This window comes from Ochrobactrum sp. XJ1 (assembly GCF_024701725.1).
Classification (GTDB): domain Bacteria; phylum Pseudomonadota; class Alphaproteobacteria; order Rhizobiales; family Rhizobiaceae; genus Brucella; species Brucella anthropi.
Genome location: NZ_VDGD01000004.1, coordinates 247,824 through 272,932, shown reverse-complemented (window position 1 = coordinate 272,932; position 25,109 = coordinate 247,824). Strand labels below are relative to the sequence as shown.

Here is a 25,109-nt window from a genome sequence, read left to right as displayed (position 1 = left end):
TTAAATTGGTCTGACATCATAGTAATATCGACAGGAATTCGAGACTGTCAAGCGCGGTTTATTTGCGAGTGAATAGACTGTTTGCATGCGCATGCTTTTCCGATTGCGCTTCGGCAAGCTTGCTCCTATCAATCGCTGGAAGAGGCGGCGCGTCCCAAAAAGTGTGAAGCGGTTTTTGGATAAGACGCGCTGAAAAAGGAGTGCGGCATGCTGCATGCCGCGATCGAGGAGATACCCATGCAATTGAAGGCATCCGAAAAGCGGACGCTTGGCCGAACTGGTTTGACTGTAACCGCGCTTGGTCTGGGAACCGCGCCTTTGGGCGGACTGTATGCGCCGGTTTCGCGTGCTGATGCGGACGCTTTGCTGGAAGCTGGTTGGGGCAGCGGTATCCGTTATTTCGACAGTGCGCCGATGTATGGCTATGGCCGATGCGAGCACCTTCTTGGCGATATGCTGCGTGAAAAACCCGAGCGCGCCGTCATTTCCACCAAAGTCGGGCGTCTGATGACCAATGAGCGTGCTGGTCGCACGCTGCCACCATCGCCGCCAAAGAATCCGCTCGATTCGGGCTGGCATAATGGCCTCAATTTCCGTGAGGTTTTCGATTACAGCTATGATGGCGTCATGCGCAGCTTCGATGACAGCCAACAGCGCCTCGGCTTTCCTGAAATCGATCTGCTTTATGTCCACGATATTGGCCGTGTGACCCATGGCGACAGACACGAGCTTCACTGGAATGCGCTGACCAAGGGGGGCGGCTTCCGTGCGCTGACCGAGTTGCGCGCGGCAGGTAATATCAAGGGCTTTGGTCTTGGTGTGAACGAATGGCAGATCATTCGCGATGCGCTGGAAGAAGCTGATCTTGATTGCTCGCTTCTGGCTGGGCGCTATTCGCTGCTCGATCAGGTTTCTGAAAAAGAATTCCTGCCGCTGGCACAAAAGCGCGGCATGGCACTGGTAATCGCCGGTGTGTTCAATTCAGGAATTCTCGCGGCACCGCGCGGCGGCGAACAGAAGTTCGACTATGCCGATGCACCTGCCGACATCATTGCGCGCACCAATCGCCTGCATGATATTTGCGATGAGTATCATGTGCCGCTTGCCGCTGCTGCCATGCAGTTTCCGTTGAGGCATGAGGCCGTCAGCTCCATTCTGATTGGCGTCCGTTCACCTGAACAGATCAGGCAAAATGTGGTCTGGTTCGAGCAGTCGATTCCGGATGAATTCTGGAACATGCTTCGCTCGGAAGGCCTCATTTCCTGATCATGACTTCCAAAATTCTCTGTGTCGGTGCCCTCACAATGGACACCATTTTCCGCCTCGACACGCTTCCCGAACAGGCAGGCAAATATCTGCCGCGCGAAGCGGTCGAGATTGCAGCTGGCATGGCCTCGAGCGCCGCTGCCGCGATTGCCCGGCTTGGCGGCGACGTGGCGCTCTGGGCTTCTGCGGGGACTGATCCGGTGGGCGATCGCGCCGTCGCCGAACTGGAAGCCGAAGGCATTGATTGTTCCTATATCCGGCGGCTGGAAGGCGCACGCACGGCCTTCTCTTCAATCCTTGTCGATGCAAATGGCGAACGCATCATTGTGCCCTTTTATGATCGCAAGCTTGCAAGCCCGTCTGATCTGGTGCCGCCGATTGTGGCGGGAGCCTATGCGGCTGTTATGACCGATGTGCGCTGGCCGTGGGCTGCGGAAACGGCGCTGCGTGCGGCTCGCGATGCCGGTATTCCGGCGATTCTGGATGCCGATACCGCGCCTGTCGAATTGCTGGAAACGCTGCTACCGCTTGCAACCCATATTGTTGCGTCGGAACCCGCTGCAATCAGCGTCACGGGCACGACGGATCTGCACGAATGCGTCCGTATTCTTAGCAACCGCTATGATGTTTTCACATCCGTCACGGCTGGCGCAGATGGCTGCTATTGGACTGAAGGTGCTGGCAAGCCTGTTTCCCATGTGGCGGGCTTCAAGGTTAATGCAGTCGATACGCTGGCTGCAGGCGATGTCTTCCATGGCGCTTTCGCGCATGGTCTGGTGGAGGGAAAGCCGATGACCGACATCATCCGCTTTGCCAATGCTGCTGCCGCCATCAAATGCGCGCGCTTCGGCGGACGTGCCGGTTCGCCAAGCAAAACAGAAGTTCTTTCCTTCATCGAAACCGGCGTTGTTCCAGTCCGATAAATTGAACGTCTCCTGTCGTCCCCTCCCTCATCCTGAGCCGGTGCGAAGCACCGTGTCGAAGGACGAGGGGAGGCATTTGGTTCATTTTCCCTCGTCCTTCGAGACGCTGTTTTCAACAGCTCCTCAGGATGAGGGAAGGAGAGGTCAGCGCTCGAATTCTACTTTCTCCCAGGTTCTTCCAAAATCATTAGATTGCACACTGAACCCGAATTGACTCTTTACTAACATGTTAGTATGTGCAAGCTTAAAGTTCAAATTTGGGAGGAGCCAGTTTTGGCGCATAATCATTCAGGGCAGGAGCGCTTTGGGCTCTCTGCAGCGCTTACGACGCCATTCGATGCAGATGGCAAAATCGATGTCGGCCGTGCACTGAAGCACGCTCTCGCACGCCTCGACAGCGGCTGCTCAAGCGTAACCTTATTTGGCACCACTGGCGAAGGGTCATCAATTGCCGATGCTGAGCGCGTAGCACTTCTCGACGCCTTCATCGCGCAGGGTTTCCCGGCTTCGAACATTGTTGTCGGCGTTATGGAAAATTCGGTTGCCGATGCGGTCCTGCAGTCGGCCGATGCGCTGCGTCGCGGCTGCAAGGCTATTCTTCTGGCGCCGCCTTCCTATTTCAAGAATCTCTCCGACGAAGGTCTGTTCAACTGGTTTTCAGCGGTGTTCAAAGGTCTGGGCAGTAATGCCCGCAGCATCATTCTCTACAATATTCCGTCGGTGACTGCAGTTGAACTGTCGGTCGATCTCATCGGTCGCCTGCGCGCAACTTTCGGTGACATCATCATCGGCGTGAAGGATTCGTCCGGTAACTGGGCCTATACGGAAAAGTTGCTTGCTGCGCATAAAGACATTGCGATCCTGATCGGCGATGAACGCGACCTTGCGGCCGGTGTGCGTCTCGGTGGGCAGGGTGCGATTTCCGGCATGGCCAATCTGTTCCCAGATCGCCTTCTGCGCATGATCAACGACGGTCAGGACGATGCCGAACTGGTCGGCGCAGTACAGCAATTGCTGAACTATCCGGTAACGCCTGCGGTCAAGGCCATGGTGGCGCGTCATACGGGTGACAAGGAGTGGCGTCGCGTACGTGCACCGCTGATTTCACTGAATGATGCGGATTTCGATGCAATCGGCAGTGTATTCGACCGTTTGCATATGGCAAAAGCAGCTTAAGGGCGGCATAAGCAAACGGGACTAAGAGGGGACTGGCTTTGGCAGACGATCACAACGAACCAGTAAAATTGCGGGATAAGGCTTATCAGAGCTTCACCCAGCATTTGCTGGCGCGTGATTTTCATCCGGGCCAGTTCGTTTCGCAGCGCCAGCTCGTCACCATGACGGGTTTGCCACTGGGTGCGATCCGCGAACTGATCCCGCGCCTTGAGGCGGAAGGTCTTATCAAGACCGTGCCGCAGCGCGGGCTTCAGATCGCTCATATCGACCTCAATCTGATCCGCGAAGCGTTTCAGTTCCGCCTTTTCATCGAAAAGGAGTCGATTGCGATTTTCTGTCAATCGGCTTCCGACGAGCTGTTGCGTTCGCTGCGTGCCGAGCATGAAGAGACGCTCAATCGCGCAATGAATGAGGGCGAAACACCAGAGCTCGAAGAGCGGGCGCAGAATATCGACTGGAGCCTGCACGACACAATTGTCGGCTCGCTCGATAATGAGATCATCTGGCGTGCTTACCAGACCAATACGATCAAGATGCGCCTGATCAATCAGGAGCGCTTCCGTATCACCGGGCGTGTTATCCCGGTCATGCAGGAGCATCTCGCTGTGCTTGCTGCAATCGAAACACGCGATCCGCAGACAGCCATGGATGCCATCGCCGTTCACATCAACAATGCACGGAAGCTGGCTTTGCAGATTTAACAACCAGGGCCGCGCAAGAGGAGTTGCCGGGCCGGAAGAATGATAGGGCCAAGAAGCCATAGGGGAGGAGCATGTAATGAATCTATTACGTCCAACACGTCGTCAGTTTCTGGCGGGAACAGCGGCCATCGCCGCCTCGGGTGTCACGGGCATCAGCCCATCTTTCGCGCAGTCGACCGTTGACTGGAAGAAATATGCTGGCACCACGCTTGAAGTAAATCTTATCAAGAGCCCGCGCGGCGAAATCCTTCAGAAATATCAGAAGGAATTCGAAGAGCTCACCGGCATCAAGGTCAATTCCGAGCAGATGCCGGAACAGCAGCAGCGCCAGAAAGCGGTGATCGAGCTGACGTCCGGTCGTCCAAGCTTCGACGTTATTCACATCAGCTATCACGTTCAGAAGCGTCAATTTGAAAAGGGTGGCTGGCTTGCCGACCTCAACCCGTTTCTGAAAGACCCGACGCTGACCGATGCATCACTCACAGAAGATGATTTTGCAAGCGCCGGTCTGACCTTCGCCAAGGATGCCAATGGCCGCTTCGGCGCGCTGCCTTTCTCGGTCGATTACTGGATCATCTACTGGAACAAGGAACTCTTTGCCGCCAAGGGCATCGAATTCCCGAAGACTTTTGAAGAATTGGTTGCCGCTGCAGAAGCGCTCACCGATCCATCAACCAGAACCTATGGTTTTGTCGCTCGCGGCATGAAGAATGCCAATGCGCCGGTCTATACTAGCCTCCTGCTCGGCTATGGCAAGCAGTCGGTTGACGCAGACGGTAATCTGCAGACGGATTCGGCTGAAGGGATTGAAGCCGCCAAGCTCTATCAGCGCCTGATGACCAAATCGGCACCTCCCGGTGTTGCAGGCTTTAACTGGGCTGAATGCCAGTCGAACTTCCTGCAGGGCCGTGTCGGCATGTGGCTCGACGGTATCGGCTTTGCGCCGCCGCTCGAAGATCCGAACAAGTCGCGTGTTGTCGGCAAGGTTGGCTATGGCGTCATGCCAGCAGGCCCGAATGCGCAGGCAGCACCAACCACCGGCGATGGTATCGGCGTGACCGAAGCTTCCAAGAACAAGGAAGCTGCATATCTGTATTGCCAGTGGGCCATTTCCAAGGAAATGGGCGCTCGCCTGTTGCAGTCGGGATCGGGTGTTCCGTTCCGCAAGTCGGTCATCGATGATGAAGCCGTGCGCAAGGGCGTTACCATGCCAGCGGGCTGGGTGGAAGCTCTGTCAAAATCCGCACCAATCAGCCAGCTCTGCCTGCCGGTCATCGTACCTGTCACGGAATTCCGCGACATTATCGGTGTCGGCCTCACCAATCTGTTGAATGGTGCGGATGCAGAAACTGAAATGAAACGCGCGACGGAAGAATTCCGTCCGGTCCTCGCACGGAGCGAAGGAAAATGACATCTGCCGCCCCGATAGGTGCAAAAACGGAAGCTGCTGCCAATGCAGCTTCCTCCACCAAGACTGGCAAGAGCCGCTTGCGGCCAAGTTACTGGCCATTTGTTCTTCCAGCCTTGATCACCGTCGGGGCGGTGATTGTCTTCCCATGGGTGTTTACGCTTTGGATGAGTGCAAACCAGTGGCAGCTCGGCGGGGAGCAGAGCTTTGTCGGCTTCGACAATTATCTGCGTCTTGCAGCCGATATGCGCTTCTGGGAATCCATGTGGCATACGCTTGTTTATACGGTTCTCTCGGTCGTGGCGCCGATGATACTGGGCACGATTGCGGCGCTGGTCTTTGACAGCAAATTGCCGATGCGCGGACTGTTGCGCGGTATTTTCGTGATGCCGATGATGGCGACGCCGGTTGCCGTCGCCCTTGTCTGGACGATGATGTATCATCCGCAGCTCGGTGTGCTGAACTATCTTCTCTCGCTGATCGGCATTGCGCCGCAGGAGTGGATATTTAATCAGAGCACGGTTATCCCGTCGCTGGTGCTGGTTGAAACCTGGCAGTGGACGCCGCTGGTCATGCTGATTGTGCTCGGCGGCTTGGCCTCCATGCCGCGCGATCCGTTTGAAAGTGCGGAAATCGATGGTGCCAATGGCTGGCAGAAGTTCCGCTATATCACGCTTCCGATGATCCTGCCCTTTATCATGGTGGCCGTCATCATCCGCTCGATCGATGCGCTGAAAAGCTTCGACATCATCTATGCGATGACGCAGGGCGGTCCCGGAACGGCATCGGAAACCATCAATATCTATCTCTATAACGTGGCGTTTTCCTATTATGACATTGGCTATGGATCGGCGATTGCCGTGGTGTTCTTCATTGTCATTATCGCCATGTCGATGATCCTTCTGGCCCTGCGCCAGCGAACCAAATGGAACTCGTGAGGACCGACCATGGCACGCAAGTCAATTCTTTCAAAGCTTGGCACGGCACTCATGGTTTTCATCATCGTGTCGCCTGCAATCTTCTTCTTCGTCTGGATGCTGTCGCTTTCCTTGAAATATGAAATCGACAACGGCGCCTATCCACCGATCCTGATCCCCGACCGCATCGCGTGGTCGAACTATAGCGGAATTTTCGAGACCAACGATTTTCTGCTCTATTTCTGGAACAGTATTCTCGTGACCGGAACAGCGACTTTGCTGGCATTGCTGGTCGGGGTTCCGGCAGGCTACGGCATTGCACGACTGCGCGCCAACAAGTCGGCAATCGTCATCATGATTGCGCGTATGACGCCGGGTCTGTCCTACCTGATCCCGCTGTTTCTGCTGTTTCAGACGCTCGGACTGCTCGGCACCCTCTGGCCGCAGATCATCATCCATCTGGTTGTGACTGTTCCAATCGTGATCTGGATCATGATCGGCTACTTCGAGACAACGCCGTTGGAGCTTGAAGAAGCCGCCATTATCGATGGCGCATCCTCGTGGCAGGTGTTCATGAAGGTGGCACTTCCAATCGCCAAGCCGGGCGTTGTGGTGTCGCTCATCCTTGCGGTGATCTTCTCGTGGAACAATTTCGTTTTCGGCATCGTGCTTGCAAGCCGCGAGACACGCACCCTGCCGGTCGCAGTTTACAACATGCTGTCCTTTGAACAGGTCAGCTGGGGTCCGCTTGCCGCCGCAGCCCTCGTGGTCACATTGCCGGTCCTGTTGCTAACCGTATTCGCACAGCGCCAGATCGTTGCAGGTCTGACAGCAGGCGCCGTCAAATAAGAGTTGAGGTTCAAGATGGCATCTGTATCCATCCGAAATGCAATCAAGAAATATGGCAATGTCGGCGTATTGCACGGCGTGTCCGTGGATATTCAGGACGGCGAATTTGTCGTGCTGGTCGGCCCGTCAGGCTGCGGCAAGTCAACGCTTCTGCGCATGATCGCAGGGCTTGAGGAAATCAGTGACGGCGAAATCGCCATTGGTCCGCGTGTGGTCAATGACCTACGCGCTAAAGAGCGCGATATTGCCATGGTGTTCCAGAATTATGCGCTCTATCCGCATATGACGGTGGCCGACAATATGGGCTTCGCGCTCATGCTGAAAAATGCACCGAAGGAAGAACGCGACAGCCGCGTTAATCGTGCAGCAGAAATCCTCGGCCTCAACAAGCTGCTCGACCGCTTTCCACGCCAGCTTTCCGGCGGTCAGCGCCAGCGTGTGGCCATGGGCCGTGCGATTGTTCGCGATCCGCAGGTGTTTCTGTTTGACGAACCGCTCTCCAATCTCGACGCTAAATTGCGCGTGCAGATGCGCGGTGAGATCAAGGGACTGCATCAGCGCCTAAAGACCACCACGATTTACGTGACCCACGATCAGATCGAAGCCATGACCATGGCTGATAAGATCGTCGTCATGCGCGATGGCCTCGTGGAACAGATCGGCGCGCCGCTCGATCTTTATGACCGTCCGGCCAACATGTTTGTGGCTGGCTTCATCGGTTCACCATCGATGAACTTCGTCAATGGCAAGATCGAAGAAGGTTCGTTTGTGGCCGACGGCGGCTTCCGTATGCCGCTTCCGGAAGGCGATTATGCAAGTCTTTCGGGCAAGGCTGTTTATGGTGTGCGCCCTGAGCATATGAAGATCGCAGAGCAGGGCGTTCCGGTCACGGTCGAAATCGTCGAGCCGACCGGTTCGGAAATCATGGTCATGGGCAAGCTCGGCGATCAGCCGATTACCTGTCTGTTCCGCGAGCGCCTGACCGTGCGTCCGGGCGATGTGCTGACAATCGCGATTGATCAGGCAACAAGCCATGTGTTCGAGCCGGAAAAAGGCAAACGCGTCAGCCGTTAAAAACAAATACAGCAAAAGAAAACGCCGGTTTTTGCCCGGCGTTTCTGTTTTATTCGGCGGCCTCTTTCACGGCCATCGGATTGTTCGGATGGGTCGTCCAGTTGGCATATTGTGCCGGGATTGGTGCCTTGGTGCGTGGATCGAAATCTCCGATCTGCTCCATGGTGATGCAATCCTCGACCGGGCAGACATTGACGCAAAGATTGCAGCCAACGCATTCCTCATCGATCACCTCAAAGTGCCGCGCACCGTTCACGAGACTGGTAATCGCCTGATGCGAAGTATCTTCGCAGGCAATATGGCAACGGCCGCACTTGATGCAGGAATCCTGATCGATCCGTGCCTTGGTGACATAATTGAGGTTGAGATACTGCCAGTCGCTGACATGCCCCACAGCCATGCCGCGGAAATCGTCCAGCGTCTGATAGCCTTTACTATCCATCCAGTCGGAAAGACCGTCGATCATTTCTTCAACGACCTTGAAGCCATAGGTCATAGCAGCGGTACAGACCTGAACCGTGCCGCAGCCGAGCGCGATAAATTCCGCAGCATCGCGCCATGTGGTAATCCCGCCAATGCCTGAAATCGGCAGGCCATAGGTTTCAGGATCGCGCGCAATTTCCGCCACCATGTTGAGCGCAATCGGCTTGACCGCTGGTCCGCAATAGCCGCCATGGCTGCCGCGACCGTCAATGGATGGCACCGGCGACATGCTGTCCAAATCAACCGAAACAATCGAATTGATCGTGTTGATCAGCGATACCGCATCGGTGCCGTTTTCTTTCGCGCCACGCGCTGGCTTGCGAATATCGGTGATGTTCGGCGTCAGCTTGGTGATCACCGGCATACGGCTATATTGCTTGCACCATTTCACGACCATCCCGACATATTCCGGCACCTGACCGACAGCCGCACCCATGCCGCGTTCGCTCATGCCGTGCGGACAGCCAAAGTTCAGCTCGATGCCGTCGGCACCGGTTTCTTCCACCAGGGGCAGGATTGCTTTCCACGCTTCTTCTTCGCATGGCACCATGATCGAAGCGATCAATGCGCGGTCGGGCCAGCGCATTTTCACTTCTTTCATTTCGCGCAGGTTCACTTCCAGTGGCCGGTCGGTGATCAGCTCGATATTGTTGAGACCCAGCAGGCGCCGGTCAGCACCATGGATAGCGCCATAGCGCGGACCATTGACGTTTACGACCGGCGGGCCTTCAGCCCCCAGCGTTTTCCAGACCACGCCACCCCAGCCAGCCTTGAAAGCCCGTTCGACATTGTAAGCTTTGTCCGTCGGTGGGGCCGAAGCCAGCCAGAACGGGTTTGGAGACTTGATGCCGAGGAAGTTCGTTGAAAGATCAGCCATTTTTACTCTCCTCAGCCCTGTTCCTGGCCCAATGGCACACTGCGGTCACGCGAAGCAGACGGGGAGGGCGCATGAAGTGCGCCGCCCGACAACACCGCATCGGCAAAACCTTCAATCGCTTCGGGACGTTTTGTCAGCGTCGCATGGATGGATTCTGCTGCAACCTTGCCGTCTTCCACCGATGCAACGGTCAGATCCTGACCACCTGCAACGCAGTCGCCTCCTGCCCATATGCCCTCAACGGATGTGCGACGATCTTCATCGACGCTGATGCGCCCTTTGGAAAGTCCGATGCCAGACCCGGCAATTGGCTCTGGTTCAAACTTCTGGCCGATAGCCTTGAACACCTGATCGGCTTCAAGAATGAGATATTCGCCGGTGCCGGAAAGCTTGCCGCTATCGGCATTGGTATATTCAAAGACCACGGCATTGACCGTGCCGTCTTCGTTCCGCTCAAGGGCATGCGGTTGCAACCAGTGACGGATCACCACGCCATGAATCTGTGCCAGTTCCTGCTCATAGGCGCTGGCATTCATGCTTTCCTGACCGCGACGATAAACGATTGTCACGTTTTCAGCGCCAAGCTTCTTGGTCTGGATCGCAACGTCTACCGCCGTCATGCCGCCGCCGATCACTACCACATTGCGGCCAACGGGGAGGGATGAGAGGTCTTTTGCCTGACGCAGATTGGCGATGTAATCCACCGCATCGATCACGTTGGGCGCATCTTCGCCGACAAGCGCCAGATCGTTGACGCCTGGCATGCCCATGCCGAGGAAAACTGCATCATAGCCAGCCTTCAGCGTTTCAATGGTGATGTCCTGACCGAGCGTCTGGTTATATTCGATATTGATCGCGCCGATTTTCAGCACGAATTCCAGTTCGCGCTGGGCGAAATTATTGACCGTCTTATAGGCGGCAATACCATATTCATTAAGACCGCCGCCCTTGGGTCGCGCTTCAAAAATCGTCACCTGATGCCCATACATCGCAAGGCGATGTGCTGCGGAGATACCTGCCGGGCCCGCGCCAACGATTGCGATGTGCTTGCCAGTATCGGGTGCGCGCTTGAATGGATGATTGCCGGTTTCCATCAGAACATCTGTGGCATAGCGCTGCAATTCACCGATCTTGACCGGTTTGCCTTCGGAGGTTTCGCGAACACACACTTCTTCGCAGAGCGTTTCTGTCGGGCAAACGCGGGCGCACATGCCGCCCAGAATATTTTCTGAGAGAATGGTCTTGGCTGCACCGACGGCATTGCCGGTGTTAATCTGGCGAATGAAACGCGGAATATCGATGCTGGTAGGACATGCATTCATGCAAGGTGCGTCATAGCAATAATAGCAGCGGTCGGATTCAACGAGGGCTTCATGCTTGTTCAGCGGCGGATGCAGATCATCGAAAACATGCGCGTAGTCGGCCTTTTCCAGCCGCGAGCCATGAATATCAGGCCCGTTCGCATGTCCCGGATTATCAATTGCATCAATAGGCGAATTGTCTGCTGATCTCATCGATCGCATCTCCCATTTTTGCTTGTTCAGGTGCGGGTTCCCTTTGCGCACCTTAAACGTTGTTCCGGGCTGCGATCTTTGCCGTCGCGTGACGCCCGTTAATGACAGGATGACAGATTTTTACGGAAGGTCAAATTTTTTATCATCTGGTCAATTTATGAGAGTTAGGCACTAGAAATAGAGAAAGGCCCGGCTTTGGAAGCGCGGGCCTTTGACAGCTGATCAGAGTGTGAAATCAAAGCGGATCGGACTTGAGGCTGTCCGGTGTCGCTTCCGAGGCAGGGAAAGTTTGGGATTCTTTGGGTAGTGCCGGGCGCGAGCTTAGCACCAGAGCGCAGCCCGTAATGATGACAGCAGCGCCGACAAACTGGATCAAGGAAAGCTGTTCTTTGAGGAACACCGCACCGACGAGAACCGCGATAACTGTCACGACGAATTCAACGCTGATGGCTTTTGTCGGTCCGACATTTCCAACCAGTTTGAAGTAAAGCACATAGGTAAGCGCACTCATCACACATGCCGAGATCAGCAGATACACAAAATCAATCATCCCCGGCATGGCTGGCACAGGAACGGCCAAGATCAGTGGCAAACTCAATATGCCGCCAAACACGAATGCGCCGATGGTGGTTTCCCATGAGCCGGTGGTAGAAAGACGACGGCTTGCATAGTTGCTGCCGAAAGCTGCCGAGAAGCAGGAGAAAAGCACAGCAATACAGCCCATGATAAATTCAGGCGTAACCGCAACAGCCGGGAAGCCGACCAGAAGCACAATGCCGGTCACGCCGAGGAGCAGGCCGATGAGGCCGCGCGACGTGATGCGTTCGAGACCCCAGAGCTGGCTGATAACCATCGAGAAAAGCGGAATGGATGCGACGCAGATCGCGGCCATAGCGGTGCCAATCAGCGGCGTTCCGTAGGAAAGGCCAATAAGCTGGCCCGCAACGGTGGTTGCACCAACCACGGCGAAGGGTTTCCAGCCCGCCTGAAAATCAAGATTGCGTCCGGAGAGTTTCGCGATTGCAAAAAGTGTTCCGGCGGCAATGAAAGAGCGGAAGGCAACCGCACCGGCCCAGCCAAAGGCTTCGACCACGCGCAGCACCACGAGGAACGAAAGTCCCCATGCTACGGCAAGGAAAATATAGGTCGCGACGTCTCTGGGTTTCATGCCAGCGGGCTTTCAAGAAGTATTGCGAATTATCGAATACCGGATTGTTAAGGAACACCGTTGCAGCTTTATAAGAGTGAAGCTGGATCAGGTCGTTTTTGCGGCGGCGTTCGACGCCGCTTCTGCGATATTGGCAAAGAAGCGGTCTGCGATTTTTCGTGCGACTGAACCGAGCAATTTCGTGCCGATCTGTGCCACCTTGCCGCCGGCATCGCCACGTATGGCGTAGGATAAAATCGTGTCGGTACCATCTTCGTCCAGACGCACATCGGTCGCACCGTGAGCAAACCCTGCTATGGAGCCTTCCCCGTGGCCGGAAATCGTATAGGAGACCGGCGGTTTCATATTCGACAATTCCAGAATGCCGTGAAAGCGGACTTTCAGGATTCCGAAACTCACTTTGAGGGCGGCACGTATCTCTGTTTCCGAAATGCGCTCTATATCTTCGCAACCGGGAATGCAGGATTTCAGCGTTTCAATGTCGTTCAACGCATCCCAGACTGCTTGGCGTGGTGCCGCAATCCGCTCTTCTCCGGTCAGGTCCATGCTTCACTCCGAGGTGGATCACCCTAAATTGATCAATATGGTGTATATGACACTCTGTCCAAATTGGAAGTTCGGTAATTTATTTGCCGTAAATCCTCTCTAAAACGCTTAATGTCCGCAATTAAATCGATTTGATTCGGGAGTAGCATCATGGCAAGAGACGCGACGAAGCTTGAAGCAACGGTCGCAAAGCTTAAAAAGCACTGGGCAGATTCGGCCCCGCACGATATGCGCGCGGCGTTCAAATCAGACCCGGGCCGGTTCGAGCGGTATTCGCTATCCCTGGATGACCTTCTGTTCGACTGGTCAAAATGCCGGGTCAATGACGAGACGATCGGGCTCCTCAAGGAACTCGCTATTGCTGCCGATGTCGAAGGTCGTCGTGCGGCGATGTTTGCGGGTGAGCACATCAACAACACGGAGGACCGTGCCGTTCTCCATGTCGCGCTGCGCGACACGTCCTCGAAGGAAGTGCTTGTTGACGGACACAATGTGCTGCCGGATGTAAAGGAAGTGCTCGACCGTATGGCGGCATTTGCGGATGGCATTCGGTCGGGCGCGATCAAGGGAGCGACCGGAAAGAAGATCACCGATATCGTCAATATTGGCATTGGCGGGTCCGACCTCGGACCGGTCATGGCAACTCTGGCTCTTTCCCCATATCATGATGGCCCGCGTGCGCATTTCGTCTCCAATATCGACGGCGCTCATATTGCGGATACGCTTGGCATTCTCGATCCTGCGACGACGCTTGTCATCATCGCTTCCAAGACGTTCACGACCATCGAAACAATGACCAACGCGCAGACCGCGCGTAAATGGGTAGCAGATGCACTTGGAGAAGCGGCTGTGGGCGCCCATTTCGCGGCTGTCTCAACCGCATTGGACAAGGTTGCTGCCTTCGGCATTGCTGAAGACCGGGTCTTTGGTTTCTGGGACTGGGTCGGTGGACGTTATTCCGTATGGTCGGCCATCGGCCTGCCTGTGATGATTGCGATTGGACCGGAGGATTTCCGCAAGTTTCTGGCAGGTGCGCATTCAATGGATGTGCATTTCCGAGATGCGCCGCTGGAAAAGAACTTAGCCGTCTGGCTGGGTCTCATCGGTTACTGGCACCGTGCGATCTGTGGTTATGGCAGCCGTGCGATCATTCCATACGACCAGCGTCTCGCCCGTCTCCCGGCCTATCTGCAGCAGCTGGACATGGAGTCGAATGGCAAGAGCGTCACGGTCGATGGCAAGCCGGTTTCCGGTCCGACAGGCCCGGTTGTTTGGGGTGAACCTGGCACGAACGGCCAGCACGCTTTCTTCCAGCTTCTGCATCAGGGCACCGACACCATTCCGCTCGAGTTCATCGTTGCAGCAAAGGGCCATGAAAAGCACCTCGACCATCAACATGAAATGTTGCTGGCGAATTGCCTTGCACAGTCCGAGGCCTTGATGAAGGGGCGTACCCTTGATGAAGCGCGAGCGCAGTTGAAGGCGAAGAACCTGCCGGAGAGCGAAGTTGAACGCATTGCTCCGCATCGCGTTTTCTCAGGCAATCGCCCTTCGTTGACGCTGGTTCATGACAAGCTTGATCCGTTTGCTCTCGGACGTCTGGTAGCGCTGTATGAACACCGCGTGTTCGTCGAAGCACAGATTTTCGGCATCAATGCTTTCGATCAATGGGGCGTGGAGCTTGGCAAGGAACTTGCCACCGAACTTCTGCCGGTGGTTTCGGGTGAGGAGAGCAGCGACGGTCGCGACGCTTCCACACAAGGGCTTGTCGCACATCTGCATGCGCGAAGGAAAGCTTGACGGCATTCTCTGCACAGCTAGAAATAAAGGAGAGCCGGGTTTGTAACCCGGCTCTCTTCATGAGAAATAAATGGGAAATGAAATGAAAACCGAGATCGTAAAATTTGCCGGCGATGTACCGGGAAATGCCATCGAGTTGCGCGTGCTGCGCTTTGCAGGCAAGGATAGCGATGCGCCTTCCGCCTATTTGCAATCTTCGCTTCACGGTGCCGAACTTCCGGGGCAGGCGGCTCTTCATTTCCTGGTTCCGATGTTGAAGAAAGCGACTGAGGAAGGGCGCGTTCTTGGTAATATTACCGTTGTTCCGCAAGCCAATCCGATCGGCTCCAATCAGTGGCAGGCACATCAGCATCTCGGCCGTTTTGAGACGTTTTCGCTGACCAATTTCAATCGCGCTTTCCCACTACTGCCGGATTTCGACACGTCTGAACTGCCGGAGCCGGATGCGCCGATCTCACTGGCTCAGCGCCTGAAGGCGACGCTTTTGAAGCTGGCTCTGACGAACGATATCGTGCTCGACCTGCATTGCGACGACGAGAGCGAGAATTACGTTTATATCGCGGAGGAATTCGCCGAAGACATGAAGGATCTGGCCATCGCGCTCAATTCGACGGCAATCCTCGCATGGGACACGACGGCCGACGCAGCTTTTGAAGAAGCCTGTGCGCATCCGGTTCTGCAATTGCCGGCGGACAAGCGCAACATGAAGCGCCGGGCTGTTACAACGGTTGAATTCCGTGGCTTGAGCGATGTTTATGCCGATATGGGCAAAGGCGATGCCGAAGGTCTGTATAAATTCCTCGTGCATCGGGGCGTTGTTCGCGACGACAATGTGAAGCTAGAGACGGAATATAAGGGTCTTGTCACGCCGCTCTCACATGTTGAAATGTTGCGCGCGCCGGAAGGCGGTATGGTGCTCTTTCATGTAGCGCCGGGCGATGAAGTAAAGGCGGGAACGAAGCTGGTTACAGTGGTTACGAAGCCGGGTGAACCAGAGGGCGATATCACGCTGACCGCACCGCAGGATGGACGTATTCTGACGCGTCGCTCGCTGCGCTATGTGCGTCGTGGGGATGATCTTCTCAAGCTGCTTGGAGCACAGCCTTCAACCGTCAAGAAGCGTGCCGGTGCGCTGGAAGCATGAGCGACAAGCTTTCCGCAGAGCGTATGAAATCAATCCGTGCCGTCCTGTTCGACAAGGACGGCACCCTGATCGATTTCGACCGCACCTGGTTTTCAATCTCGTGGCAACTGGCGCAGCGTGCAGCAAAAGGCGACGAGGTGCGGGCTCGCGCGTTGCTCGATGCGGGAGGTTATGACTGGCTGACCGAGCGTTTCCGGGCCAATTCGGTCATCGCGGCAGGTACAGTCGAAGATATCGTTTCACTTTGGCATCCAGACGTCGCATCCGAGCAGGTGCGCAAACTGGTCGAAGAATATGACGCTTACTGCGTCACCGAAGGTGCGCGTTCGGCGGTTGCGATCGAAGCCGTTCGCGAAACGCTGGAAACGCTGCGGGAGATGGGGCTTCGCCTTGGTATCGCCACCAACGATTCCGAGGCTGGTGCCCACGCTACCGCCAAAGCTCTGGGTATCCACGGGCTCTTCGAAGTCGTGATTGGCTACAACACGGCGGCGCGCCCAAAACCTTATCCCGACCCGCTGCTCTATTTTGCAGAAAAGCTGGGATTGGCACCCCACGAGATCGCCATGGTCGGCGACAATCTGCATGATCTGGAAACAGCCCATGCTGCCGGGGCAGGGCTTGCGGTCGGTGTTCTATCGGGCAACTCTCCTCGTGAGGCGCTGGAGCCTCATGCCGATGTGGTGCTGGATAGCGTTGCTGGATTGCCTGAATTATTGAAGTGATGAGTGCTGGCTTCCATTCAATTCGTTGAATGGAAGCATCATGACAATTCATCCTCAATGCTCTTGCGGTGTGATCGGTGTGGAGTAGCATGACGGAACGTTCAACGTTCCCGAGCTATGTCCATGATCCTGATCGGCCAGTATGATTCCCCTTTTGTGCGGCGTGTCGCTATCGCCATGCGGCTTTACGGCCTGCCATTCGAGCATGAACCATGGTCGACATTCGGTGACCGGGACAGGATTGCGGAGTTCAATCCGCTGAGCCGCGTGCCGACGCTTGTCCTCGACGATGGCGACGTCGTGATCGAAAGCGCGGCGATACTCGATTATCTCGATGAGATCGCGGTCGGCAAGCCTCCGTTGGTGGCGCAAAAAGGTATCGAGCGCCGTCAGGCTTTGAAGATATGTGCGCTTTCTACCGGTCTTGCCGATAAGGCCGTGAGCCTTCTCTATGAAGGTTTGCTGCGAAGCGAAAAATCAAGCGTTTGGGTGGAACGCTGCGAGACACAGATCGCGCGGGTGCTGGATGTTCTGGAAAGTGATCTTGCGGAACGGAAATCATCATACTGGTTTGGAGATGATATCGGACATACCGATATCGCGGCGGCTTGTGCGCTTCGCTTTCTGCGCGAGGCGCATCCAAGCCTCTTTGATGAGCAGAAACATCCGGCATTGGCTGGTCTGGCAGCTCGATGCGAAGCGCTGGCACCTTTCCAGGAGATCGTTCAGCCTCTGGTGCCGCCCTCAGCATGATTCAGTCTGAAACAAATACGGCCGGATGAAATGTCCGGCCGTATTTGTTTGTAAACTTCAACGTTCTCAGTCGCGAAGTTCGCGACGCAAAATCTTACCGACATTGCTCTTTGGCAGGCTTTCGCGGAACTCGACTTCGCGCGGACGCTTGTAGTTGGTGAGACGTTCGGCACAATAGGCTTTGACTTCGTCTTCGGTCAGGTTGAGGTCGCTACGGACAACGAACAATTTGACGACTTCGCCCGAATGTTCGTTCGGTATGCCAACGGCAGCCGTTTCCACGATGCCGGGGTGACCGGCGGCAACTTCTTCAATTTCGTTTGGATAGACATTGAAGCCGGAAACCAGGATCATGTCCTTCTTGCGGTCGACGATCTTGGTGTAACCGCGTTCGTCCATGAAGCCCATGTCGCCCGTGCGGAAGAAACCATCCGGCATGATCGCGCGTTTGGTTTCATCGGGACGTTCCCAATAGCCCGACATCACCTGTGGTCCGCGCACGCAGATTTCCCCGACCTCTCCGAGTGCCAGGTCATTTCCGTCATCGTCACGGATTGCCACATCAGTCGATGGCATGGGCAGGCCGATAGTGCCGGAGAACTCGGTCGCATCAAGCGCGTTGGCGCAGGCGACGGGCGAGGTCTCCGAAAGGCCATACCCTTCAGTGACGTGGCAACCAGTCATTTTCTGCCAGCGTTCGGCAACAGGACGTTGCACAGCCATTCCGCCGCCGAGAGTGAGAATAAGAGGTTTGAAATCCAGCGTCTGGAAATCAGGGTTGTTCATGAGGCCGTTGAACAAGGTGTTGAGGCCCGGGAAGATATGGAACGGGTATTTCTTCAGCTCTTTGACGAAGCCGGAAATATCGCGTGGATTGGGAATGAGGATATTTCGTGCACCAAGCTTAATGCCGATCATCGCATTCACCGTGAGCGCGAAAATATGGTAAAGCGGCAGGGCGCATACGAAATTCAGGGCCTTGGGCTTGCCTTTGTTGCGGAAAGCAACCTCCATCCAGACATGCATCTGCTCCACATTCGCAAGAATATTGCTATGGGTGAGCATGGCGCCTTTCGAGACGCCCGTCGTACCGCCTGTATATTGCAGGAAAGCAAGGTCAGAACCTTGAACCGGAATGGGGTTGAAGGATTGGGCACGGCCTTGAGCCAATGCATCCTTGAAACGGATATGGCCCGGGATGTTCCACACAGGGACCATTTTCTTCACGCGGCGCACGACGAAATTGATGATGTGGCCCTTGAAGCCATGCATGTCGCCCATTGAAGCGACAATGATATTGGGAACATTGACGGAGTTAAGGGTCTTCTCCACCGTCGATGCGAAGTTCTCCAGAACAATCAATGCTTTGGCGCCGGAGTCGTTCAGCTGGTGTTCCAGCTCGCGCGGCGTATAAAGCGGATTGACGTTCACCACCACGAAACCGGCGCGGAGAATAGCCGTAAACGCAATTGGATAATGCAGGATGTTTGGCATCATCACTGCGACGCGATCACCTTTGACGAGGCCACGCGATTGGAGAAATGCTGCGAGGGCGCGAGAGTATTCGTCCAGCTTCTTGAAAGAGAGATCCTTACCCATGCAGGTAAAGGCGGGATTGTCGGGGAACTGCCGACAGGACGCCAGAATCATATCGCCAATAGACGAGGTATTGCTCAGATCGATTTCGTGCGGAACGCCGACCGGATACGATTTGAGCCAGATTTTTTCCTGCTTCAACGCGCCTTTCTTGGCTGTATCTGCTGCGACGGATTCAACTACGGATGCACTTTGCCCAGTCGTTTTTTTCGCCATGTCTTCTCCCCGGATTGCTCCGTCCTAAGTTGGGCAGCCTGTGCGCCCGCCGTCTCCCAAGCTGCCCGCCCGGACAGCCTCCTCACCATAAATGTGGTCGAGTTTTACTCTCTTCGCAAGAGTTACATTGACGTAAGCGTAAATTATAAAGGAGTCGAGCGTCTTCCCCAATTTTTAAGTTCAGCAATCACAATAGGTTGAAAGAAACCACGGGAGAAAATAGCAGGTCCGATGGGCGGGGCACATCGCAATTATGTGTAATCTTGCGTCTGATGAGCTTCGAATTCCTGATTTCGCAGAGATCGAATGAGTATCGAGATTGCCTTGCCGCCATAGGTGACGAGATCGTAGTTTCGGTCGCCGCGCAACCATTCATTGAGGAGCCCGCTCAACATGGAAAGCAGGATCAGTGCTGCCGTATCAGCAGTCCATTCCTTTGAAAGCTCCCCGCGTCTTGCCGCCACGTCGAGCAATCCTACGAGCAATGAGAGGACATTAGATCGCGCTTCCCTGAGTCTGTCTTCCAGTGGGGCCATCTCGCCGACGAATTCGCATCGCTGGTTGATGATAATGAAAATGTTCTGCTGGCGTACATCGTTCGAAAAAAGATGCAGCGCCTGGATAATCGATTGTTCCAGAACATGCATTGGATTGGGGTGATTAACGGCCGCTGCCTGCAACATGATTTCTTCTTGCGGGAAGCGGACATTACCTATGATTGTGCGCGCGATTTCAAGCTTGTCGTGGAAGTGGAAATAAATCGCACCACGCGTTACTCCGGCATGACATGCGATTTCCATCAGTGTAGATTGGTTGACACCACGTTCGAGGAAAACCTGCTCGGCGGCCACCAGAATGGCTTCCCGGGTCTCGGCTGCCTCGGCTTTCGTTCTTCGCATGACTTCTCTCAGGTAGATGCAGGCTAGTGGCCCAGTTTGCCACTGAATCTGGATAACTCATTCGTGATCTGTAATATTAGGTGATTGACTATAACACGGTAGTCCGTATTTACAAACACTCGTGTATGTTAAATTGGCAGCACCGCGCGACAGCAAGGGCACTCCCATCATGACTTTGAACCGTTCCATTCGGCTTTTTGCGGCAGGGGCCGCATTTCTTGTCTTTGCGGGGCAACCCGTTCTGGCGCAGGCACCCGGGGGGGCTACACCGCCTCCGCCACAGGTATCCGTTACGGTGGTCAAGCCGCATGATGTACCTGTTACCTATGAATATGCGGCGCGTATCAGCGCCTATCGCGATGTTCAGGTCCGAGCGCGCGTGGGCGGAATATTGCTTCACCGCAATTTCATCGAAGGTACGGAAGTCAAAGCGGGCGACGTGTTGTTCGAAATAGACCCTGCACCGTATGAGGCCGAGCTTGAAAAGGCTCAGGCTCAGGTAGCGCAGGCCGAAGCGCAGTATCAGCAATCCATTCGGGATGCCGAGCGCGCAGAACAACTCGTCCAGCAGAAGGTGCAGAGCACGGCAGTTCGTGATTCCGCTTTTGCGACGCGCGACCTGAACAAGGCGGCGGTTGCTGCAGCCAAGGCACAGCTTCGCACCGCAGAACTCAATCTGAGCTATACGAAGGTCACCGCGCCCATCAGCGGCATTACCAGTCAGGAACAGGTCAATGAGGGCAGCCTCATCGGTACTGATGCATCCTCCAGTCTTCTGACTTCGATTACCCAGCTCGATCCGGTGTACGTGAATTTCTCCTTCACCGATACGGAAGCTGCCGAAATCGACCGTTTGCGCGCAGAACGCGGTGCAACGGGTGAAGATGCCGATCGCCTCAAGATCAAGGTCCTGTTTGGTGACGGACAGGCTTATGATCATGAAGGTACGATCGACTTCACCTCATCGTCGCTCGATACGGAAACAGGCACTCTTGGCGCCCGTGCAGTCGTTGAGAACCCTAATCGCCGCCTGATCCCTGGTCAGTTCGTCCGTGCGGTGATCCTCGGTATTCAGGTCAAGGATGCAATCACGATCCCGAAGGCCGCATTGCTCCAGGGTCCGCAAACGCAGTTTGTGTACGTGGTCAACAAGGACAATGTTGTCGAAGTGCGACCGATCACGGTGTCGCGTGAACTGAGTGACGCGTGGCTTGTTTCCGAAGGTCTCAATGCAGGCGAACGGGTTATAAGCGAAGGTCTCGTCAAGGCAGCCCCGGGTAAGCCCGTGAATCCGGTCGACGCAGCTACTGAAGCAAGCAATCAGACATCGCCTGACAAGGCGGGTGCTGAAGCTGGCAAAGAACAGGCGGCAGACAAGCAATGAATAGATTTTTCGTCGACCGCCCCGTTTTCGCGGCGGTCATTTCCATTGTGCTCGTGCTGGCTGGCCTGATCTGCATCCGGATCCTGCCGATTGCGCAGTACCCCGAACTGACGCCGCCACAGGTGGTCGTCAGTGCAACCTATCCCGGCGCAAGTGCCGAAACGGTGGCGCAGACTGTTGCTGCGCCATTGGAACAGCAGATCAATGGCGTCGAGAACATGCTCTATATGCAGTCCTCGAGCCTTGGTAGCGGTACGATGCAGTTGACCGTGACCTTCGCTCTGGGCACCGACCCCGATCAGGCCACCATCAACGTCAACAACCGCGTACAGCGTGCAACCTCGTCGCTTCCGCAGGAGGTTCAGCGTCTCGGCGTCACGGTGGACAAGCGTTCCACCACGATTCTGGGCATGGTCGCCATGTTCTCCGACAGCGATCGTTATGACCGCACCTACGTCGGTAACTACGCGCTGCTGAACGTGGTCGACGATCTCAAGCGTCTGTCGGGCGTGGGCGACGTGCAGCTGCTCGGCAATATTGACTATTCGATGCGTATCTGGCTGCGTCCAGACAAGCTGGCGCAGTATAATCTGACCCCTAGCGATGTCTCGACGGCTATCCAGGAACAGAACGCACAGTTCGCAGCCGGTCGTTTCGGCGATCAGCCCGATCCGCAGGCCGGGCCGTTCACCTATACGGCGACCACGCAGGGGCGTCTGCCGGATGCCGCTGCATTCGAGAACATTATCCTTCGTTCCAGCTCTAACGCCGCAACGCTGCGTCTGAAGGACGTTGCGCGCGTCGAGCTAGGCACGGAAAGTTATCTCGTCGACAGTAATCTTAATGGTACGTCTGCAGTTCCGATTGCAATCTATCTGCAGCCGGGCGCGAATGCGCTCAACACGATGGAACTCATTCAGAACCGTATGAACGAGTTGAAGGCGAGCTTCCCGGCGGGTATCGATTACTCGATCCCGTTCGATACGACGAAGTTCATCAAGGTCTCCATCGAGGAAGTGATACACACCTTCATCGAGGCGATCATTCTCGTCGTGCTGGTGGTGTTCATCTTCCTGCAGAACTGGCGCGCGACGCTCATTCCAATCATCGCAGTGCCGATCTCGATCATTGGCACTTTTGCGGGCATGTATGTGCTCGGCTTCTCCATCAACCTCCTGACGCTGTTCGGTCTGGTGCTGGCAATCGGTATCGTGGTCGACGACGCTATCGTGGTTCTGGAAAACGTCGAACGTATCATGACGACCGATAAGCTGTCGCCGCGCAAGGCCGCCATCAAGGCCATGGGTGAAGTGACGGGGCCGGTTGTTGCGATTGTTCTCGTGCTTTGCGCCGTGTTCATTCCGGTTGCCTTCATGGGCGGTCTTGTCGGTGAAATGTACAAGCAGTTCGCCGTCACTATCGCGATTTCGGTGACGTTGTCTGGTCTTGTGGCATTGACACTGACACCGGCGCTCTGCGCGTTGATCCTCAAGCCGGGTCATCACGAGCCGATGCTGCCGTTCCGCATCTTCAACCGCTTCTTCGAGCGGGTGACGGACGGTTACTCTCGTGGCGTTCGCTTCTTTTTGAAGCGCGCTGCAATCGGTCTGATCATTTTTGCAGGCCTTCTTGGTGCTACATACTATCTTTTTGAACGGGTTCCGGGATCGCTGTTACCTGACGAAGATCAGGGCTACCTGTTCAGCGTTGCTGTCCTGCCTCCTGCGGCCTCGTTGGAGCGCACAACGGCGGTTCTTGATCAGGCGAGCGCGAATATCCGGAAAAGCCCGGCTGTGGAAAGCGTCTTCGCGGTATCCGGCTTCGATCTTCTGTCGGGCGGTCTGAAAACCAGTGCGGGCACGATGTTCATCATGCTCAAGGACTGGAAGGAACGCACGACACCTGAAACCGATGCCCGCAATCTTCCCGGTGCCATCATGGCCATGAATTCGGGCATCAAGGACGGGCTTGTGCTGGCATTCAACCCGCCTCCGATCATGGGCCTCAGCACGACCGGTGGCTTTGAACTCTATGTTCAGGATCGTACCGGAGGTGGTGTCGAATCGCTGACGCGTGCGACCAAACTCATCACCGAGGCTGCGGCCAAGCGACCGGAACTGCAGGGCGTGCGCACGACGTTCGATCCGAACGTTCCGCAATATGACATCCAGCTTGATCGCGAAAAGGCGAAGGCTATGGGTGTGCCGATCAACTCTGTATTCACTGCAATGCAGGCAACGTTCGGCAGTCTCTACGTCAACGACTTTACGCTGTTTGGCCGCAACTATCAGGTCAACCTGCAGTCGGAGGCTGAGTTCCGTCGTGATCCAAGCGATCTCAAGCATGTCTTCGTGCGGGCCAATTCCGGCAGCATGATCCCGCTTGATGCTCTTGTGACCGTCAAACGTATTGTTGGCCCGGATCAGCTTGAACGCTTCAACGCCTTCAATGCAGCGAAGATCACCGGTAATCCGGCACCAGGTTTCACCTCTGGCGATTCCATCAAGGCAATGCAGGAAGTGGCTGCGGAGGTTCTTCCGCAGGGCTACCAGATTGCATGGACGGGCTCGGCCTATCAGGAAGTAACCACAAGCGGCACAGGCACGCAGGCGATGATCTTCGGTCTCGTCATGGTGTTCCTGATCCTTGCGGCGCAATACGAGCGCTGGAGCCTGCCGCTTGCCGTTATTACCGCAGTGCCGTTTGCTATCTTCGGTGCGCTGCTGGCGACCGATCTGCGCGGGTTGACCAATGACGTGTATTTCCAGATTGGTCTGGTGACACTCATAGGTCTGGCGGCGAAGAACGCGATTCTGATCGTGGAATTCGCGGTACTCGAGCGAGAGACAGGCAAGTCCGCGATAGAGGCGGCAGCGTCGGCGGCCCGCCTGCGCTTCCGTCCGATCTGATGACTTCGCTGGCCTTCATTCTCGGTGTAGTGCCGCTCGCGATCAGTACGGGTGCCGGTTCGGCAAGCCGTCACTCGATCGGTACGGGTGTCATCGGCGGTATGCTGGCTGCAACGTTCATCGCAACGTTCTTCATTCCGATGTTCTATAGTCTGATAGCGCGCAAGCCGCCGAAGCGGCCAGAGGATGAAGATGTGAATGAAACGACTGGCCCGAATGGGCAGACAGATATCTAGTCCGTTTCGAACTTCACACAAAAGCCCCGCCGATAGGCGGGGCTTTTTTACATCAGTTAATGCTCATGCTTATCAGACTGTATTCGCATTTCGTTGCGACATATCCCTCGAACCAAAGGGTGTGCGTGTTCTAAAACAGCGATGCGATACTCTGAACGATTGCCCAGCCCAGAAAAGTCGCTGGTACGCTAAGCGCTGCAAGCATGATACCGAGAAACACATAGGCGGCCTCATTGGGCGAGCGCTTTGTTTGTTCCGGAGTCTTGTGCCATTGGGCAGGAACGCCATCGAACATTGTATAAATCCTCCTTCTCCCTCAACTTGATTATTGATGAGAGGGTGATTTGTTCAAGTCAAAATAAATGCATGTATTTATTGATCTTATTCTGCTATAAGCGGCGCAATTCGCGGTGCAAGTTGTATAGTTATCACGCTTCGGACGCGATTTTGTTGAGCTATATATTTGATATGAAATATTTTTACTTTTTTACTGTAAGTATCGTTATATCGGAAATTTCAAGAATATCTGAAAATTCGTTTAGTGA

At 55.3% G+C, this 25,109-nt stretch carries 20 protein-coding genes and 1 pseudogene; 14 read left to right on the top strand and 7 right to left on the bottom strand.

What is annotated here, in order from left to right; genetic code table 11:
* Positions 1-237: 237 nt before the first annotated feature.
* The 8 genes from FG152_RS08960 (at position 238) to FG152_RS08925 (ending at position 8,314) form a co-directional block, all read left to right on the top strand.
* Entirely contained in the window at positions 238-1,266 is a 1,029-nt protein-coding gene (locus tag FG152_RS08960; protein ID WP_029925777.1) for an aldo/keto reductase, read from the top strand.
* A 2-nt stretch (positions 1,267-1,268) separates the two neighbouring features.
* Positions 1,269-2,189 (top strand): PfkB family carbohydrate kinase, encoded by a 921-nt coding sequence (locus FG152_RS08955; protein ID WP_043062415.1) that lies wholly within the window; start codon positions 1,269-1,271, stop codon positions 2,187-2,189.
* A gap of 273 nt (positions 2,190-2,462) precedes the next feature.
* The gene (locus FG152_RS08950; RefSeq protein WP_043062416.1) at positions 2,463-3,365 is read left to right on the top strand and encodes a dihydrodipicolinate synthase family protein; all 903 of its coding nucleotides are present in this window, start codon (positions 2,463-2,465) and stop codon (positions 3,363-3,365) included.
* Between the two features lie 38 nt (positions 3,366-3,403).
* Positions 3,404-4,066, top strand: coding sequence for a GntR family transcriptional regulator (locus FG152_RS08945; protein ID WP_029925772.1), 663 nt, complete (start codon positions 3,404-3,406; stop codon positions 4,064-4,066).
* 76 nt (positions 4,067-4,142) lie between these two features.
* On the top strand, positions 4,143-5,477 hold the full coding sequence (locus FG152_RS08940; RefSeq protein ID WP_012090687.1) for an ABC transporter substrate-binding protein: 1,335 nt from the start codon (positions 4,143-4,145) through the stop codon (positions 5,475-5,477).
* Entirely contained in the window at positions 5,474-6,412 is a 939-nt protein-coding gene (locus tag FG152_RS08935) for a carbohydrate ABC transporter permease (protein WP_010658185.1), read from the top strand. The genes FG152_RS08940 and FG152_RS08935 overlap by 4 nt, the downstream gene beginning before the upstream one ends.
* A gap of 9 nt (positions 6,413-6,421) precedes the next feature.
* Positions 6,422-7,240 (top strand): carbohydrate ABC transporter permease, encoded by an 819-nt coding sequence (locus tag FG152_RS08930; RefSeq protein ID WP_010658186.1) that lies wholly within the window; start codon positions 6,422-6,424, stop codon positions 7,238-7,240.
* Between the two features lie 15 nt (positions 7,241-7,255).
* Complete coding sequence (locus FG152_RS08925; RefSeq protein ID WP_043062417.1) at positions 7,256-8,314, top strand: ABC transporter ATP-binding protein; 1,059 nt, start codon at positions 7,256-7,258, stop codon at positions 8,312-8,314.
* Between the two features lie 49 nt (positions 8,315-8,363).
* On the opposite strand, the gene preA is transcribed toward FG152_RS08925, so the two are convergent.
* The 4 genes from preA to FG152_RS08905 all read right to left on the bottom strand — a co-directional run bounded on the left by preA (position 8,364) and on the right by FG152_RS08905 (position 12,902).
* Complete coding sequence (gene preA / locus FG152_RS08920) at positions 8,364-9,674, bottom strand: NAD-dependent dihydropyrimidine dehydrogenase subunit PreA (protein ID WP_010658188.1); 1,311 nt, start codon at positions 9,672-9,674, stop codon at positions 8,364-8,366.
* A gap of 11 nt (positions 9,675-9,685) precedes the next feature.
* The gene (locus tag FG152_RS08915; RefSeq protein WP_498985965.1) at positions 9,686-11,197 is read right to left on the bottom strand and encodes an NAD(P)-dependent oxidoreductase; all 1,512 of its coding nucleotides are present in this window, start codon (positions 11,195-11,197) and stop codon (positions 9,686-9,688) included.
* A 226-nt stretch (positions 11,198-11,423) separates the two neighbouring features.
* The gene (locus tag FG152_RS08910) at positions 11,424-12,356 is read right to left on the bottom strand and encodes a DMT family transporter (RefSeq protein WP_029925764.1); all 933 of its coding nucleotides are present in this window, start codon (positions 12,354-12,356) and stop codon (positions 11,424-11,426) included.
* Positions 12,357-12,443: 87 nt separating this feature from the next.
* Positions 12,444-12,902 (bottom strand): SRPBCC family protein, encoded by a 459-nt coding sequence (locus FG152_RS08905; protein WP_010658191.1) that lies wholly within the window; start codon positions 12,900-12,902, stop codon positions 12,444-12,446.
* Positions 12,903-13,052: 150 nt separating this feature from the next.
* Between FG152_RS08905 and pgi the strand changes: the two genes are divergently transcribed.
* The 4 genes from pgi to FG152_RS08885 all read left to right on the top strand — a co-directional run bounded on the left by pgi (position 13,053) and on the right by FG152_RS08885 (position 17,324).
* Positions 13,053-14,702 (top strand): glucose-6-phosphate isomerase, encoded by a 1,650-nt coding sequence (gene pgi / locus FG152_RS08900; RefSeq protein ID WP_029925762.1) that lies wholly within the window; start codon positions 13,053-13,055, stop codon positions 14,700-14,702.
* Between the two features lie 82 nt (positions 14,703-14,784).
* Positions 14,785-15,846: a succinylglutamate desuccinylase/aspartoacylase family protein gene (locus FG152_RS08895; protein WP_029925760.1), complete on the top strand. Its 1,062-nt coding sequence runs from the start codon at positions 14,785-14,787 to the stop codon at positions 15,844-15,846.
* Positions 15,843-16,571: an HAD family hydrolase gene (locus FG152_RS08890; RefSeq protein WP_010658194.1), complete on the top strand. Its 729-nt coding sequence runs from the start codon at positions 15,843-15,845 to the stop codon at positions 16,569-16,571. The genes FG152_RS08895 and FG152_RS08890 overlap by 4 nt, the downstream gene beginning before the upstream one ends.
* Positions 16,572-16,694: 123 nt before the next feature.
* Positions 16,695-17,324, top strand: a complete 630-nt coding sequence (locus tag FG152_RS08885) for a glutathione S-transferase family protein (protein ID WP_029375880.1) — start codon at positions 16,695-16,697, stop codon at positions 17,322-17,324.
* A 66-nt stretch (positions 17,325-17,390) separates the two neighbouring features.
* Here FG152_RS08885 and FG152_RS08880 read toward each other — a convergent pair whose 3' ends face one another.
* A complete protein-coding gene (locus FG152_RS08880) occupies positions 17,391-19,136 on the bottom strand; it encodes a long-chain fatty acid--CoA ligase (RefSeq protein ID WP_010658196.1) in 1,746 nt (581 codons plus the stop codon).
* Positions 19,137-19,387: 251 nt separating this feature from the next.
* A complete protein-coding gene (locus FG152_RS08875; RefSeq protein WP_498985957.1) occupies positions 19,388-20,035 on the bottom strand; it encodes a TetR family transcriptional regulator in 648 nt (215 codons plus the stop codon).
* A 169-nt stretch (positions 20,036-20,204) separates the two neighbouring features.
* On the opposite strand from FG152_RS08875, the gene FG152_RS08870 reads away from it, so the two are divergent.
* Entirely contained in the window at positions 20,205-21,419 is a 1,215-nt protein-coding gene (locus tag FG152_RS08870) for an efflux RND transporter periplasmic adaptor subunit (protein WP_010658198.1), read from the top strand.
* Positions 21,416-24,564, top strand: a pseudogene (gene bepE, locus FG152_RS08865) (multidrug efflux RND transporter permease subunit BepE). The gene FG152_RS08870 and the pseudogene bepE overlap by 4 nt, the downstream one beginning before the upstream one ends.
* Positions 24,565-24,694: 130 nt before the next feature.
* Here the strand turns inward: bepE and FG152_RS08860 are convergent.
* Entirely contained in the window at positions 24,695-24,859 is a 165-nt protein-coding gene (locus FG152_RS08860) for a hypothetical protein (RefSeq protein WP_006466025.1), read from the bottom strand.
* Between the last annotated feature and the right edge of the window lie 250 nt (positions 24,860-25,109).

Excerpts from the sequence above, each read along its gene's own strand:
- preA (WP_010658188.1), bottom strand. The coding sequence starts at position 9,674 with ATGGCTGATCTTTCAACGAACTTCCTCGGCATCAAGTCTCCAAACCCG.
- FG152_RS08910 (WP_029925764.1), bottom strand. The coding sequence starts at position 12,356 with ATGAAACCCAGAGACGTCGCGACCTATATTTTCCTTGCCGTAGCATGG.
- pgi (WP_029925762.1), top strand. The coding sequence starts at position 13,053 with ATGGCAAGAGACGCGACGAAGCTTGAAGCAACGGTCGCAAAGCTTAAA.
- FG152_RS08930 (WP_010658186.1), top strand. The coding sequence starts at position 6,422 with ATGGCACGCAAGTCAATTCTTTCAAAGCTTGGCACGGCACTCATGGTT.
- FG152_RS08955 (WP_043062415.1), top strand. The coding sequence starts at position 1,269 with ATGACTTCCAAAATTCTCTGTGTCGGTGCCCTCACAATGGACACCATT.
- FG152_RS08875 (WP_498985957.1), bottom strand. The coding sequence starts at position 20,035 with ATGCGAAGAACGAAAGCCGAGGCAGCCGAGACCCGGGAAGCCATTCTG.
- FG152_RS08960 (WP_029925777.1), top strand. The coding sequence starts at position 238 with ATGCAATTGAAGGCATCCGAAAAGCGGACGCTTGGCCGAACTGGTTTG.
- FG152_RS08895 (WP_029925760.1), top strand. The coding sequence starts at position 14,785 with ATGAAAACCGAGATCGTAAAATTTGCCGGCGATGTACCGGGAAATGCC.
- FG152_RS08915 (WP_498985965.1), bottom strand. The coding sequence starts at position 11,197 with ATGCGATCGATGAGATCAGCAGACAATTCGCCTATTGATGCAATTGAT.
- FG152_RS08935 (WP_010658185.1), top strand. The coding sequence starts at position 5,474 with ATGACATCTGCCGCCCCGATAGGTGCAAAAACGGAAGCTGCTGCCAAT.
- FG152_RS08890 (WP_010658194.1), top strand. The coding sequence starts at position 15,843 with ATGAGCGACAAGCTTTCCGCAGAGCGTATGAAATCAATCCGTGCCGTC.
- FG152_RS08870 (WP_010658198.1), top strand. The coding sequence starts at position 20,205 with ATGACTTTGAACCGTTCCATTCGGCTTTTTGCGGCAGGGGCCGCATTT.
- FG152_RS08940 (WP_012090687.1), top strand. The coding sequence starts at position 4,143 with ATGAATCTATTACGTCCAACACGTCGTCAGTTTCTGGCGGGAACAGCG.
- FG152_RS08905 (WP_010658191.1), bottom strand. The coding sequence starts at position 12,902 with ATGGACCTGACCGGAGAAGAGCGGATTGCGGCACCACGCCAAGCAGTC.
- FG152_RS08880 (WP_010658196.1), bottom strand. The coding sequence starts at position 19,136 with ATGGCGAAAAAAACGACTGGGCAAAGTGCATCCGTAGTTGAATCCGTC.
- FG152_RS08885 (WP_029375880.1), top strand. The coding sequence starts at position 16,695 with ATGATCCTGATCGGCCAGTATGATTCCCCTTTTGTGCGGCGTGTCGCT.
- FG152_RS08925 (WP_043062417.1), top strand. The coding sequence starts at position 7,256 with ATGGCATCTGTATCCATCCGAAATGCAATCAAGAAATATGGCAATGTC.
- FG152_RS08860 (WP_006466025.1), bottom strand. The coding sequence starts at position 24,859 with ATGTTCGATGGCGTTCCTGCCCAATGGCACAAGACTCCGGAACAAACA.